Origin of the sequence: Fulvivirga lutea, assembly GCF_017068455.1 — a bacterium.
In the GTDB taxonomy this organism is placed as follows: Bacteria; Bacteroidota; Bacteroidia; order Cytophagales; family Cyclobacteriaceae; genus Fulvivirga; species Fulvivirga lutea.
On record NZ_CP070608.1, the window covers coordinates 1,102,721 to 1,117,013 of the forward strand.

13 protein-coding genes are annotated in these 14,293 nt (G+C 38.9%); 6 read left to right on the forward strand and 7 right to left on the reverse strand.

The genetic code is table 11. The features are described 5' to 3' along the window. Positions 1-60: 60 nt before the first annotated feature. From JR347_RS05075 to panB, 4 genes are read left to right on the forward strand one after another with little or no spacing between them, the layout of a single operon-like run. A complete protein-coding gene (locus JR347_RS05075) occupies positions 61-534 on the forward strand; it encodes an Lrp/AsnC family transcriptional regulator (protein WP_205722966.1) in 474 nt (157 codons plus the stop codon). A 2-nt stretch (positions 535-536) separates the two neighbouring features. After that, positions 537-1,043 carry a phosphoribosyltransferase family protein gene (locus JR347_RS05080; RefSeq protein ID WP_205722967.1) on the forward strand — a complete coding sequence of 169 codons (507 nt, stop codon included), beginning with the start codon at positions 537-539 and terminating at the stop codon, positions 1,041-1,043. Between the two features lie 60 nt (positions 1,044-1,103). After that, complete coding sequence (locus tag JR347_RS05085; RefSeq protein ID WP_205722968.1) at positions 1,104-2,639, forward strand: PAS domain-containing sensor histidine kinase; 1,536 nt, start codon at positions 1,104-1,106, stop codon at positions 2,637-2,639. Between the two features lie 5 nt (positions 2,640-2,644). Next, entirely contained in the window at positions 2,645-3,463 is an 819-nt protein-coding gene (gene panB / locus JR347_RS05090) for a 3-methyl-2-oxobutanoate hydroxymethyltransferase (protein WP_205722969.1), read from the forward strand. 19 nt (positions 3,464-3,482) lie between these two features. Here panB and JR347_RS05095 read toward each other — a convergent pair whose 3' ends face one another. From JR347_RS05095 to JR347_RS05115, 5 genes are all read right to left on the reverse strand, one after another. Further along, positions 3,483-3,767 (reverse strand): hypothetical protein, encoded by a 285-nt coding sequence (locus tag JR347_RS05095; RefSeq protein ID WP_205722970.1) that lies wholly within the window; start codon positions 3,765-3,767, stop codon positions 3,483-3,485. 114 nt (positions 3,768-3,881) lie between these two features. After that, complete coding sequence (locus JR347_RS05100) at positions 3,882-4,313, reverse strand: DUF6326 family protein (RefSeq protein ID WP_205722971.1); 432 nt, start codon at positions 4,311-4,313, stop codon at positions 3,882-3,884. Positions 4,314-4,322: 9 nt separating this feature from the next. Continuing rightward, complete coding sequence (locus JR347_RS05105; RefSeq protein WP_205722972.1) at positions 4,323-4,946, reverse strand: hypothetical protein; 624 nt, start codon at positions 4,944-4,946, stop codon at positions 4,323-4,325. 81 nt (positions 4,947-5,027) lie between these two features. Then, complete coding sequence (locus JR347_RS05110; RefSeq protein WP_205722973.1) at positions 5,028-5,606, reverse strand: Crp/Fnr family transcriptional regulator; 579 nt, start codon at positions 5,604-5,606, stop codon at positions 5,028-5,030. Between the two features lie 625 nt (positions 5,607-6,231). Next, positions 6,232-6,804, reverse strand: coding sequence for a CAP domain-containing protein (locus JR347_RS05115; RefSeq protein ID WP_205722974.1), 573 nt, complete (start codon positions 6,802-6,804; stop codon positions 6,232-6,234). Positions 6,805-6,960: 156 nt separating this feature from the next. Here JR347_RS05115 and JR347_RS05120 point away from each other — a divergent pair, with 156 nt between their 5' ends. Further along, a complete protein-coding gene (locus JR347_RS05120; protein ID WP_205722975.1) occupies positions 6,961-9,180 on the forward strand; it encodes an NADP-dependent isocitrate dehydrogenase in 2,220 nt (739 codons plus the stop codon). Positions 9,181-9,423: 243 nt separating this feature from the next. On the opposite strand, the gene JR347_RS05125 is transcribed toward JR347_RS05120, so the two are convergent. After that, a complete protein-coding gene (locus JR347_RS05125; protein ID WP_205722976.1) occupies positions 9,424-11,022 on the reverse strand; it encodes a hypothetical protein in 1,599 nt (532 codons plus the stop codon). 31 nt (positions 11,023-11,053) lie between these two features. After that, positions 11,054-12,556 carry an XRE family transcriptional regulator gene (locus JR347_RS05130; RefSeq protein ID WP_205722977.1) on the reverse strand — a complete coding sequence of 501 codons (1,503 nt, stop codon included), beginning with the start codon at positions 12,554-12,556 and terminating at the stop codon, positions 11,054-11,056. 119 nt (positions 12,557-12,675) lie between these two features. Between JR347_RS05130 and aceB the strand changes: the two genes are divergently transcribed. After that, positions 12,676-14,289: a malate synthase A gene (gene aceB / locus JR347_RS05135; RefSeq protein WP_205722978.1), complete on the forward strand. Its 1,614-nt coding sequence runs from the start codon at positions 12,676-12,678 to the stop codon at positions 14,287-14,289. Positions 14,290-14,293 lie beyond the last annotated feature (4 nt).

The window sequence follows — 14,293 nt, forward strand, 5'->3', positions numbered from 1 at the left end:
TTAAGCTACTATCTTTTTAATTTTTATCTTTGCGCCAAATAAAATTTGGTCAAACTCAAAATGAAGAATAAAATTAAATTAGATAAAATCGATCGGAAGATCCTTGAAATCCTTCAGTCGAATGCTAAAATTACGAATGCTAATCTGGCTACTAAAATTGGCCTTTCTCCAGCTCCTACACTCGAGCGAGTTAAAAAACTGGAGAACTCAGGTATTATTAAAAGCTATCACGCAAAGTTAGATACAGACATTGTAGGGTTAGGTGTTAGCACATTTGTGATGGTATCTCTGAAAGGGCATAACAAAGACAATATTGACAAGTTCATTGAGAGCATTGCAGAGATAGATGAAATTATTGAGTGCCATCATATCACTGGTTCTGGTGATTTTATTCTGAAGATTATCGCTGAAGATATCGCTGCTTATCAACGATTAATGCTCGAAAAGGTGAGTAATATAGATGTCGTGGATAGTATGCAATCTATGGTAATCTTATCTACATTTAAAGACAGTAAAATAATGCCGCTTCCTTAATTATGGTAGAAAGTAAATCACTCGTACTGGATAACAAACAGGTTAACCAAAAGATCAGGCGTATGGCCTTCCAAATCTTTGAAAATAATTTCAATGAGAAGGAAATTGTATTGGCCGGAATCAAAAATAAAGGCTATATACTGGCTCAGTTATTACAGGAGCAACTGAATGAAATAGCTTCATTTAAAACACGCTTAGTGGGCGTTTCTTTAGATAAAGAAGCTCCTACACAGAGTAATATTTCACTCGATTGTGACGAAAAAGAGGTAAAAAATAAGACAATCATCTTAATTGATGATGTTTCTAACACGGGAAGAACGATGGCTTACAGCTTAAAGCCATTTTTAAATATTAAGGTTAAAAAGCTGGAAACCTCTGTTTTGGTAAATAGAAGTCATACTCAATTTCCCATTTCAATAAAATATAGCGGTTTTGAGCTAGCGACAACCATTAAAGAGCATGTAGAAGTTCTTTTAGAAAAGGAAGAGAAATGCGTGTACCTTCTGTAGTAAGATTCAATTGAAATACTATGATGCTACCCTTATCTTGCATGTTCAATTTTAATTCGTATGTCAGTTTCAGAAAAACTTTTAGAGTCTAAGTTGGAAAGAGATAGGGAAAAGCAGGAAATAGAGAGACTTCGAAGCAAACTGGCCAATCTACAGGAAAGGCTCGAAGTTTACGAAACTGCGGCTGATGGTGCCAATGATGGCTTGTGGGATTGGGATTTCACGAAGAACAAACCTTTTGTTTCAAGACCATGGAAAACCATGGTAGGGTTAGACCCTGATTATGATGTAACTCAAATCGATGGTTTATGGGAATCACTGCTCCATCCTGACGATTTTGAGCGCTGTACAAAGTATTTTTCAGATTTTGTAGAAAGTGAAAATACTTTTTACAGACAAGAATTTCGATTACGGCATACTGATGGTTCATACCGATGGATACTCTCAAAAGGAAAGGCCATAAGAGATGATAATGGTAAGCTATTGCGATTATCAGGTTCTCATACAGATATTACCGACAGAAAAGAAGCTGCTGATGCAGTAGTTAAAAGTGAGAAAAAATATAAATCACTGTTCGAGAATTCACTGGTTGGAATGTTCCGCACAGATTTCAAGACAGGTGAAGTATTAGATAGCAATGAAAAGTTTTGGGAAATACTTGGCGTAGAAAAATACGAAGGAGTTAAAACAGTTGACTTTTACAAATCTGAAAAGGATCGCCAATTTGTTATCGATTTAGTTAAAACTACAGGTAGAGCAGAGAATGTAGAACTCGAAATAAAGCGCCATAATGGTGATTTAATTTGGGTGCTATTTAGTATCCAACACTACCCTGACGATGGAATTCTGGAAACGGTTCTAATCGACATCACTGAATCTAAAAGTAATTTGTTGGAGCTACAGAAGGTGAATTTCGAGTTGGATAGCTTCGTTTATCATGCTTCTCACGATTTAAGATCACCTCTAAGGTCTGTACTAGGTCTGATCGATTTATACCGACTAGAGGATACACCTAAGGTAAAAGAGCAGTGTATTGAGCGTATTGAAGGCAGCATCAAACGTTTAGATGACCTGGTACAGGAACTGCTAAGCATTTCAAGAAACGACAGGGTAAACGATTCGCACTCTGAGCTCAACCTACTGGTGGAGATTAATAACAGTATTTCCAGTTATTTCAATGCAACAGACACCACAGATTTATCGATTGTGGCAAAAGTGTTTCATGACAAAAAGTTGATGACTGACGGTACCCGTTTGAGAATTATCTTGAATAACATTATATCCAATGCCATTAAGTATCGCAGCTTCTCCAAAGAAGAGCCATATATTAAAATTGAGGCACAAGTAAATGAAAAAGAGGCAGTTATCACTGTAGAAGATAATGGAGAAGGTATTGAAGAGTCTAAACTTCCTCATATCTTTGATATGTTCTACAGGGCTACAGAAAAAAGTACGGGTTCAGGCTTGGGCCTTTATATTGTTAAAAAAGTGGCCGATAAATTGGGAGCTACCATTGAGGTTGACAGCGTAGAACTGGAAGGAACAACTTTTAAAATAGTAGTTCCTAATACTTATTATTCTGAAAAAGAAAGCTAAGAATCATGTCTGTACACAAGAAGGATATCAAAAAAGTTACTACTCACCAACTTCAGGAAATGAAGAACAGAGGGGAGAAAATTGCCATGCTTACTGCATACGACTTTAGTATGGCGCAAATTCTTGATGCTGCAGGCATTGATGTGCTTTTAGTAGGTGATAGTGCTTCCAACGTTATGGCTGGTAATGAAACTACCTTACCTATAACACTGGATCAAATGATTTATCATGCCAGTTCTGTGGTAAAGGCGGTGCAACGAGCTTTTGTCATTGTAGATATTCCTTTTGGTTCTTATCAAGGTAATTCTTCTGAGGCTTTGCGTTCGGCCATTCGAATTATGAAAGAATCTGGTGCACATGCTGTAAAGATGGAAGGCGGTAGTGAAATCAAGGAATCTGTGATTCGTATTTTAAGTGCTGGTGTACCTGTAATGGGTCACTTAGGGCTAACCCCACAATCGATATTTAAATTTGGTACGTATACGGTGCGTGCGAAAGAAGAGGAGGAGGCGGCAAAGTTAATTGAAGATGCCAAATTGCTGGAAGAATGTGGTTGCTTCTCGATTGTACTTGAAAAGATACCTGCACATTTGGCTAAGAAGGTTGCAGAAACTGTAAATATTCCAATCATTGGAATTGGTGCCGGCCCTGATGTTGATGGCCAGGTGTTGGTGATGCAGGATATGTTAGGAATTACCAAAGAATTTAAACCTCGCTTCTTAAGGCGCTATGCCGATTTATACACCACTATTTCCGATGCGGTGAGCCACTATATTGAAGATGTGAAGGCCAAGGACTTCCCTAACGAGGAAGAGAAATACTAGTTAGTTGCTTAAAACTAATTTAGGAACCTGCCAAAGGTGTTCCGAACACCCCTACAGCCATTTCAACCCATACAAGTAATAAGCCTGCAATAATCATAAGGCATAAGCCAATTCGTTGCTTTTTGTTTTTAATCTTTCTCAATACAAGTTCGCAAGAAAGTCCGGTAGCAAGTAATAAAAATCCCACTATCATGAAATCCGAGGCAGACCAATTAACTTCTGTAGAAAATTGCATGGCTAAAAAAGGAATAAGCAATAGCAGAGTTATTGCTGCGATAATTCCGATCAGTCGTTTGTTTTTCATAACTGCTTAAACGGGAAATGGAAAGTGAGGTTTATTGTATGGGAGGTGTGTTCAATTAGACTCTCATCTTTGATCAAGAAAATGTACCTCTGGCTTTAAATAGTTATTGTTGTATCATAGTTCTACCCGAGGCCATTTCCATGCATAATAAATAATTAGAAAAAGCAGAATTACTTCAACAGTAGCTCCAAATACCATGTGCATCCAGGCTTCTCCGGCCAGATTAAACAACATAAAAGGGATATTCACCGCAGCTACAATGATATTTGCTGCGCGATTTGCTCTAGCCGGAAGGGCAACAGAGAAGTAAATCATCAGTGCTGGAATAGCCACTAAGGCAAGTGCAATTGAAAGAAACATTGGCGAAATATCGAATACAAACACCCTCCCATTCAGAATATCTTTTATCATATTCGGCATATACAGGGCAAAATAATCGATATAGATAATTAGAAACATCACACTCGCCCAAAGCGCGGCAAGTTTCAGTTTTACATTTACTCTTAGGTCTTCCAGCTTGTTTTGTGGTGTTTTTTGTGAATTCATAAGTATCTATTAAAAGTTAAATCCAATATGCAGTCCTGGCTCAGGCGTCCATTTTGGCCACTTGTCATCTTTTTGTTTAAATCCATCCGGCATTTCTGTGTAATAAGGGCGACCAGCTACTCCAAATGATGGCTCAATAAAAAATTGATCTTTGAAGAGCTTTACATGATAACCAATTCGATAAGTGTTAAACAGATGAAAACCATTCTCTAGTTTGTTTCCATTTTCATCTTTGAATTTTTGCCACATAGGTATTAAATGTACAGCAGCGTAGAGACCTTTCCAGAAATATCGCTGATAAGCTAGTCCAATTCCATACTCACGAATATATCCTGGAAATTCCTCTTCTGGCTTTCCATAGGAATTGTCATAAAACGGGTTAATTCCAAGAGGCCATGCATATTTCCAGGTTATTAATTCAACAGAGATTACATCCTTTCCTGTTATCCGATAACCTAGATTCAGCTGAACGAATTCGGGGCTGTTGGTGGAGGCTAAATTTCCCAATAAAAACATAGTGCTGCCCACAAAATGATTTTTAAAGTCACCGTCTTGTTTAGCGTATTGAGCGTTTGTTGAAATGTTACATGCTAAGAAGCATGCTATTCCCATCCAAAGAATTTTCTTTTCCATATCTTATATAATGTGATTAGATGCTGCAAAAGTAGATGGGTGAATTACTACAAAACGTTCACTTAAGTGAAGAAATAGGGCTTAGCTCCCTTTTTCCATGATTCTTGCTCTTAGCCTACTTAATGATTGAGGTTTGATGCCGAGGTAGCTGGCTAGTTGGTGCTGTGGCACACGCTGAATCAGATCAGGTCTTTTTTGTAGAAGGTTGAGGTATCGCTGCTCGGGCGATGAAGTCTTAAACTCATCAAAATCTATTTGTTTTTTCACTAACAATTCTTCCGATAACATTCTGCACATGATATCAAACTTTGGAAATTTAGTGTTTATGGCTACTTCCACATCAGAATTTGAAATAGCAAGAATGCTGTCTTCAACGCAACTAATAAAATATTCAGAAGGAGTTTTGTTTACCGCACAATGAGGGGTTAATGCATCTAGTTCTGTGTAGAAGGCAGTTGTTTTTTCTTCCCCATCGATAATATAATAAACCCTAATACAGCCTTTTAAAACAAAATAACTCTCGTGTGACTTCTGTCCTTCTTTAAGTAAAACCGTACCTTTCTTTACTGGATGAAACAGATCTAGTGAAAGTAATGCACTTTTTTCTTCTTCCGTTAAAGAGATGTATTTTGATATAAAATCAAATAGTATGTCTTGCATTGGATTCTCAATTGAAGTGGTTATGATAAAACTAGTATGATTTGGGTTTAGAACCTAGTTTGCTGATTGATGGTAGGAGCCACAACGACTAGGTCTTCGCATGGTGAAGTCCAAATGCGCTATTACATAATGTTACAAGCCTATATTTTTTATTATTGTATCAAATATAATTGGCCAACTTAGCAACAAGAGAATGAGTATTATTGAGAAAAATTTGTCTGTCCAATTGAACGTCTTTCGTTTCTTCATATGTCCTGTATAATCAACTGAGTACCTGCTGTATAAATGAAAATCACGATTGTATAGTTTATTAGAAATTTGATTGAACAACTCTATCGAGCACCCAATAATTATTGGTCCAGTAAAAAACCCATAGAGAAAAGAATTATTAAATGGAGTCTTGCCTAAATACAAAGCATAAATAATAATCAATATTGGTAGAGAAGTCAGGATTAACCTAATGAGTCTATTAATTCCGTAATTTTTAGAAAGTATAATTGTAACCGAAAGTATATAGCTTAATATGAAAGTTATAGTTTGCTCAGTTGACATTTAATGGCTTTTAACACATCGATAACAACCACCGAGTGTTTTTTATATTTTATTACCAGGCAAATCTACCAATCTATTTACAGGTAACTACATTATTTTGCTCATCGGCCATTTGGCCAAACCATACCACTGCATATTCTTTGTAAATGCCTACACCAACAGCCTGCCATTCAATATCCTTCCAAATGCTGGTGTTAATTAGTAGCGGATTGTGCGCAGGGCTTTTCTGCCATCCTTCCAAGCCTTCTTCGGCATTGGCACCTGCAGAGCTATAATAAGCAATTTCATATCCAGGGCTATTGTAACCTGCTATTTCCATAGGCTTGTCCCACATACACTGTGCTTTCTTGTGGTCATTCGTGTAGCAGCAGCTAGACCATTCTCCTTTTTTAGACCAACTGTGAGGGTTGCATTTATTGTTCGGATCAAAATCATAATTGTCAGCCAAATCCTTGGCATGTACCTGGGCCACCATACTCAACTTTGCAGAGTAAGGGATTGGCTTTAACTTTTTCGATTTTCGGTAATCATTAATAATGGTATATAATTTAGCCTCATCAGTACTCAGGCAAACATCTACATTATTGGGTTGTTCTTCAGCGACTGGAGCCAGTGCAATAAGCATCGTGAAAAGAAGGTGCAGCATAATCAGGAATTTTATTTTACTTTCTAAACGACAAACCAATCACTAAGTTATTTTAAACCCTTACAAAGCCCATCACACACTTTAAAACCAAGCTGTATTTGCTTAACTTCGCAATCTTCAAAAGGAGCTTTTAACCGCTAAATAGCATTTAAAAATATGTCAGATACAGCAAAAATTATTTATACGATTACGGACGAGGCGCCAGCCTTGGCTACCAGATCATTCTTACCAATTATTCAGTCGTTTGCCGGTTCTGCCGGGGTGGCAATAGAAACCAGAGACATTTCTTTGGCAGGTAGAATTATAGCCAATTTTCCTGAGTACTTGCGTGAAGACCAAAAAATTGGTGATGCATTAACAGAGCTTGGCGAGTTAGCCAAAACGCCTGAAGCCAACATCATTAAGTTGCCGAATATCAGTGCATCTATTCCGCAATTAACGGCCGCAATAAAAGAGCTTCAGGCCAAAGGGTATGACTTACCTAACTACCCTGATGAGCCTAAAACGGAAGAGGAGAAAAAAGTGAGAGCGCGATACGATAAAATTAAAGGTAGTGCGGTAAACCCGGTTTTAAGAGAAGGTAACTCTGACAGAAGAGCACCTGGCGCGGTAAAAGAATATGCCAAAAAGCATCCGCATAAAATGGGTGCCTGGAGTTCTGATTCTAAGTCGCACGTGAGCCACATGGCATCCGGAGATTTTAGAGCGAATGAGCAATCCGTCACATTGGATAAAGCTACTACAGTAAAAATTGAGCACCATAATGCCGATGGCCTGGTAACGGTGATGAAAGATAACCTGGCACTACAAGCCGGTGAGATAATTGATGCTACGGTAATGAATAAAAAGGCATTGATTTCTTTCCTACAAGAGCAGGTGAAAGATGCAAAAGATAAAGGTGTTCTTTTCTCATTGCACATGAAAGCAACCATGATGAAGGTATCTGACCCTATCATTTTCGGGCATGCGGTTAAAGTATATTTCAAAGAATTGTTCGTAAAACACGGTGCTACTTTTGAGAAACTTGGCGTAGATGTAAGAAATGGATTTGGCGATGTAATTGCTAAACTTTCTGAGCTTTCTTCTGATGAGCGAGCAGCCATTGAAGCCGATATTCAAGCGTGCTATAAGGCTAACCCAGATTTAGCAATGGTAAATTCTGATAAAGGCATTACTAATCTTCATGTACCTAGCGATGTGATTATTGATGCATCAATGCCGGCCATGATTCGTGAGTCTGGCAAAATGTGGAACAAAGAAGGCAAGACACAGGATACTAAAGCTGTTATACCAGATAGCAGTTATGCGGGTATCTATCAGGAAGTGATCGATTTCTGTAAAAAGAATGGCGCCTTTGATCCAACTACCATGGGTACTGTACCAAACGTAGGTTTGATGGCCCAAAAGGCTGAAGAGTATGGCTCACACGATAAAACTTTTGAAATGCCTGCTGCTGGAACCATGAAAGTGGTAGATGCAGATGGCAATGTGTTATTAAAACATGCTGTAGAAGAAGGTGATATCTGGAGAATGTGTCAGGCCAAAGATGCACCTATTCAGGATTGGGTGAAGTTAGCAGTTACCAGAGCAAAAGCATCAAATACACCAGCCGTTTTCTGGTTAGACAAAAACAGAGCCCACGATGCTGAGTTGATTAAGAAAGTAGATAAATACCTGAAAGATCATGACACAAGCGGATTGGATATAAGGATTCTTTCACCAGAAGAGGCAACAAAATTTACTTTAGAACGCATTGTAAAAGGCGAAGATACCATCTCTGTAACGGGTAACGTTTTACGTGACTATTTAACAGACCTTTTCCCTATTCTGGAAGTAGGTACTAGTGCGAAAATGCTTTCAATTGTTCCATTAATGAACGGTGGAGGTTTATTTGAAACTGGTGCCGGTGGTTCTGCTCCAAAGCATGTTCAGCAATTTGTAGAAGAAGGTCATTTACGTTGGGATTCCTTAGGTGAATTTTTGGCATTGGCTGCTTCACTAGAGCATCTAGCAGATAGCACGGATAATAAAAGAGCAAAAGTACTAGCCGATGCGTTGGATAAAGCGACTGGTAAATTATTAGAAAATGACAAGTCGCCATCACGTAAAGTGAAAGAATTAGATAACAGAGGTAGTCATTTTTATTTGGCGATGTACTGGGCAGAAGCGCTTGCACAGCAAAACGAAGATGCAGAGTTAAAGTCTCATTACGCAGGTTTGGCCGGAGCGCTTAAAGAGAATGAAGTTAAGATTATAAAAGAGTTAGAAGAGGCACAAGGTAGCCCTGTAGATATCGGAGGGTATTACCAACCAGAAGATGCAAAAGCAGACCCTGCTATGAGGGCGAGTAAAACGTTTAATGGGTTATTGTCATAATAAGAATAAATAATTATTGCATATGATGAGTGAAAACCTCTATCATTAGGTCATTCTGACGAAGGAAGAATCTCACTCGTTAGTTGAACGTACTTCTAATGGAGTGAGATCCCTCGATTCCTTGGGATGACATGTTTTAATTAAGAATTTGTCATAGATAATTGTCACATTGAGCCTGCCTGTCGGCAGACAGGCTTGTCTTAATGTGCAATTGGTGATTTAAAAAGGATTCGTCATCGCGTACTAAATTGCAGCCACCTGCTGCTGCATTCTAAAAACACTCAGAATTTCATCCACTTTTTGGGCTTCCTGTATTCTGTCCAGCCTGAGTAAGGCTTCTTTCTTACCTAGCAGTGCTTTAGCTCTGTTTGTTCTGTTCTTTAAACTAATGTCGAATTGTTCAATGGCTTCTTCGTAACGGCCTTTGGTTAATAACCAATCGCCATATTGCTCAAAGGTCGGGTAGGCAATAAAAGGAGGACCTGAATCATACGAGCCGGAAGCCTCTTGTGCAGTGGCTTTCTTTAGAAACTCTTCTGTTTTGGCATCGTCATTTTCAAGTTGGGCAACCAGAGACTCCATTTGATAAATAACAGCCTGGGTTTTATCTATACCGGATTGCGAAGGCGCATAACGTGTTGGTCCTGCACTACATAGCGCAATTCCATCATCTGTAACTACCAGTTTGGCAGCCTCAAGGTGGGTATATAGCGTATCAATTTCCATTTGTATAGAAGCAGCGTCTTTCTTATCAAAGGCCAATAAACTTCTGAAAAAGTGCATCGCTGATTTTTCTTGTAGCCCTAAACTGCTGTAATCAACATCAACTAGCTCTAAACTTTGTGGCCACTCTCCTGCCTCAATACGTTGCTGATTCTGCATCACAATTAAATAAGAATTTGAGCCTGCGGAATCGTAATGAAAACCGATCATATCTTTTAACATGTCAGCGGCTTTATCATAATTACCTTGCTGTAGGTAGCCGTAGTGCAACCAGGCATACGAATGATAGCCGCGAGCCGTGCCATCCAATTCTTTTCTTTCCATTCTATTTAAACTGGCCTGGTATGAATCTATGTTAGAACTTACTACTTCATTCCACATACCCAATGCCACATAAATATGGGAAGGCATATGCAGTGCATGTGCAGCATCAGGGGCAACTTTAGCATAATTGTTCGCAGCATTTATAGCCACCTGGGCAAATTCAGGATCGTCATTCGCGTGAATCATGTAGTGTAAAGCGCCAGGGTGAGTGGGGTTTTCTTCAATGATACTGGCAGCCACAGCCGATGATTTTTTTAAATTCTCTTCATTATCATAGTCAGCCCACATGAGGCCAAGCGCATAAAACGCAGCAATTTCCTGATGATCGGGGTTGGCTTCATACAATGCGGCCATGTGATCCACATACTTTTTGTTTCTTTCTGTTAGTTCACCTTCTCCATACAGATACTCGATGCCCATCCAGAAGTTTGTCTCTAACTCATTTTCGGCTTTAGCCAATCGTTCCTCCTTGGAAGATCCAAGTTCTTGCATGACAGCACGACCTGCTTCCACATCTTGTAAGCCCCATAAAGCTTTGTAATGAGTCATAGCCTCGCCCCAGTAGGCCATAACTTCTTTCGGGTCTGCTTCTTTGGCTTCCATAAATGCATCTCGGGCATCTTCATATTCAAAACTATGCAGCAGCAATAGCCCTTTGTCGAAATGGGGTTTAGCATTTTCAGAAATGCTGAAGTTGTGACCTAGATCACCTAATTGAGCTTTATCGGATATTTCATTTTTAGGGGAGCAGGAAAGAGCAAATACCGCAATGGAGAGTAAGTAATAATATTTCATGGGATACAAATTATCCTATGAAGTTAATCAATTATTCATCAAGTTTTAGAAGGGCATCAATCACATTCTTTTGAGCTGTTTCCTTTTCAATAACTGTAGGAGGCGCAATTCTATCTTCACAATCAGTCCAACCGCAGCGCTGGCAAGTGGTGTTTACTATTCTCGATTTAATGGCAGGATCGCTGATGAATTTAATGCGCTTCTTCGAATTGGCATCCACATAGAAACCAATAGTTACACTAATACTTTCCGATAAGTTGGACACATTTGGGAAAGCTAAGGTAAGGCACAAGTACTCGTCTTCAGTGCCATAATATTGGGAAATCTGAGCTCCGGCTAATATCGATGAAGACTTATCAAGTTTAGTAAGTGATCTCAATTGCTTGATTAAACGTATTGATAACCATCTGCGGCAATAAGTCTCATTCAAAGAGTTAGTGTGTGGATTGTGCGAACGTGATAAATGCAATTCTTTGGTAAGATCGTATGATGAAAAATTATCCGTGCCCACAAACCGCAGAAAAAATAGGTTTTTCAGTCCGAAATGCTTGGGAAGTATGTTGGTCAATCTTTGCATGATCATTTCGGGCGTAGCCTGGTATTTATCAATAAAGCCGATCATCATGCTTTCATTCCAGGTGTCGGAAAGGGCCATTTTATTAATGTCTGTAATTACCTCTTGTTCAGGGAGGATGAGCGCTGCACTAAAGTACGAAGCTTTGTAGTTATTCAGTATTCCTTCAAAACCATAGGCTTTGTAAGGAGGTGTTTCAGCTGGCCGTTCTTTTAAACCCAATACATGAAATCCCAATTCACGGCCTATTAAAAAAGCTTCCTGCGCAGCAGTTAGTCCATTATGCAATAAAAGCCGTTTTTCCTTTTTCTGATAAAATGAGCGCAGATCCCTTAGCTCAGGGTAGGATGAGAGCTTTGTTCTATCAATGGTGATATCAAATTCTTTTTTCAGTAAATCCTCTAAAACAGCCACCGTGTTAGGTAATTGCTTCAGAGAATCGTGTTGCTTGATAAACTTCTTTACTGCAGTCTCAATGTCAGAAAAATAATTGTCGTTCATTTCCTGATAAGAGCGCAAAGCCGCATAGTGAAAATGCTCCCCTCGCATTTCGTAGTTGCGCGCAATATTGATTATTGAATTTATAAATGCATGCACCTTTTCGGGTGAGTTAGAGAGTAATTCAATAATCTTTTGAGGCTCAAGGCCGAATGTATCCAATGGAAACTCTTTGAAAAAGTCGGACTGAAGCAGGTTGATGATGGGTGTGAGCTTTTTAGATACTTTCAATGATACCAACTCATCATAGGTCACATCCAATGCCTTTGCCAATGCCAGAATTTTATCACCCTTAGGGTATTTCTTTCCCTTTTCAATTTCGCTTAGGTAAGAAATTGATAGTCCTGAACTCTCAGAAAGATCTTGAAATGATAAATCCTTTTTAACCCTGAGGTCATGGACTTTAAGGCCGAGGATATGTTTTAAGGAAAAATTATCAGATACCATAATGTGCTTTTTCAAAAATACAGAGGGTTTTTATGATAAATGTTAAAAAAATGAAAAATATCTAGTAGCGAAATTTCGCTAATAAAGAAAATTTACTAAATTGCATACATATTAGAAATTATAACCTTATTTATATGACCACCACAACAGTAAAAACACTTCCTAAAACACACTCCATTCAGGTGTTAGGCAAGTTGAAAACAGGATACGAAGAAATCCTTACCGATGAAGCTCTGGCATTTGTGGAGGCGCTTCATAAAAAATTTAATGCTACAAGAAAAGAGTTGCTGGCAGATCGATTGATCAGACAAAAGCGATTTGATGCTGGTGAAAGACCGTCATTTCTTAGCAAGACCAGCGACATTAGAGAAAGTGATTGGTCGGTAGCCCCTGTTCCTGCTGAAATTCAGGATAGGAGAGTAGAAATTACCGGCCCCGTTGAGCGTAAGATGATTATCAATGCACTTAATTCGGGTGCCAAGGTTTTTATGGCTGATTTTGAAGACAGCAATTCACCTAATTGGGAGAATGTAGTTCAGGGGCAAATCAACCTGAGAGATGCGAATGATAGAACCATCTCTTTCGAAAATCCTACTAGCGGTAAAAAGTATGAATTGAATGATGAAGTAGCCGTTTTATTTGTCAGACCAAGAGGCTGGCATTTAGAGGAGAAGCACATTGTTGTTAATGGCGAGCAGGTGAGTGGTGGATTTGTGGATTTTGGTCTTTACTTTTTTCACAATGTAACTACACTCCTTAACAGAGGAAGCGCTCCTTATTTCTACTTACCAAAACTTGAAAACCATCATGAAGCTAGGCTGTGGAACGATGTATTTGTGTTTGCACAAGAGTATTTGGGAATTCCTCAAGGTACAATTAAGGCCACAGTTTTAATTGAAACTATTACAGCTGCTTTTGAGCTGGAAGAAATACTTTACGTGTTGAAAGAGCATAGTGCAGGACTCAACTGCGGCAGATGGGATTACATCTTTTCTTATATCAAGAAGTTTAGAAACGAGCCTGGATTTGTAACACCGGACCGCTCACAGATAACTATGGCTACGCCATTTATGAATGCGTATTCACTTGCCGTGATTAAGGCGTGCCATAAAAGAGGAGCCCATGCAATGGGCGGAATGGCTGCTCAAATTCCAATCAAAGCTGACCCTGAGGCTAATGAAAAAGCATTAGAAAAAGTGATGGCTGATAAAGTGCGTGAAGCAAGAATGGGGCACGATGGTACATGGGTAGCCCATCCGGGATTAGTAAAAGTAGCCGAATCAGCTTTCAATAAGTACATGGTTACCAAAAACCAGATTCATATTAAAAGAGACGATGTGGGTGTTTCAGAAAAAATGCTCTTAGAAAAGCCTTTAGGTACCATAACAGAGCAAGGATTGAGAACCAATATCAACGTTGGAATTCTATATATCGAGAGTTGGCTCAGAGGCAATGGAGCGGCTGCATTATACAATTTGATGGAGGATGCAGCAACAGCAGAAATTTCCAGAACACAAGTTTGGCAATGGCTAAAAAACGGAGCCAAACTTGACGATGGCAGAACCATAAATGTTGAATTATACGAAGAAATTAAAAACGAAGAGCTCATTAAAATCAAAGAATTGGTTGGTAAAGACAACTATCAGAATGGGCAATTCAAAAAGGCCATTGAGTTATTCGATGAGCTCGTACTTCAACCAAAATTTAATGACTTTTTAACAACCCAAGCTTATAACCTAATTGACTAAAACT

What these genes read in the sequence shown, in the direction of transcription:
- JR347_RS05095 (WP_205722970.1), bottom strand. Translation starts at nt 3,767, where the DNA reads ATGAAAAACAAACGACTGATCGGAATTATCGCAGCAATAACTCTGCTA.
- aceB (WP_205722978.1), top strand. Translation starts at nt 12,676, where the DNA reads ATGACCACCACAACAGTAAAAACACTTCCTAAAACACACTCCATTCAG.
- JR347_RS05105 (WP_205722972.1), bottom strand. Translation starts at nt 4,946, where the DNA reads ATGGAAAAGAAAATTCTTTGGATGGGAATAGCATGCTTCTTAGCATGT.
- JR347_RS05110 (WP_205722973.1), bottom strand. Translation starts at nt 5,606, where the DNA reads ATGCAAGACATACTATTTGATTTTATATCAAAATACATCTCTTTAACG.
- JR347_RS05120 (WP_205722975.1), top strand. Translation starts at nt 6,961, where the DNA reads ATGTCAGATACAGCAAAAATTATTTATACGATTACGGACGAGGCGCCA.
- JR347_RS05085 (WP_205722968.1), top strand. Translation starts at nt 1,104, where the DNA reads ATGTCAGTTTCAGAAAAACTTTTAGAGTCTAAGTTGGAAAGAGATAGG.
- JR347_RS05115 (WP_205722974.1), bottom strand. Translation starts at nt 6,804, where the DNA reads ATGCTGCACCTTCTTTTCACGATGCTTATTGCACTGGCTCCAGTCGCT.
- JR347_RS05100 (WP_205722971.1), bottom strand. Translation starts at nt 4,313, where the DNA reads ATGAATTCACAAAAAACACCACAAAACAAGCTGGAAGACCTAAGAGTA.
- panB (WP_205722969.1), top strand. Translation starts at nt 2,645, where the DNA reads ATGTCTGTACACAAGAAGGATATCAAAAAAGTTACTACTCACCAACTT.
- JR347_RS05080 (WP_205722967.1), top strand. Translation starts at nt 537, where the DNA reads ATGGTAGAAAGTAAATCACTCGTACTGGATAACAAACAGGTTAACCAA.
- JR347_RS05075 (WP_205722966.1), top strand. Translation starts at nt 61, where the DNA reads ATGAAGAATAAAATTAAATTAGATAAAATCGATCGGAAGATCCTTGAA.
- JR347_RS05125 (WP_205722976.1), bottom strand. Translation starts at nt 11,022, where the DNA reads ATGAAATATTATTACTTACTCTCCATTGCGGTATTTGCTCTTTCCTGC.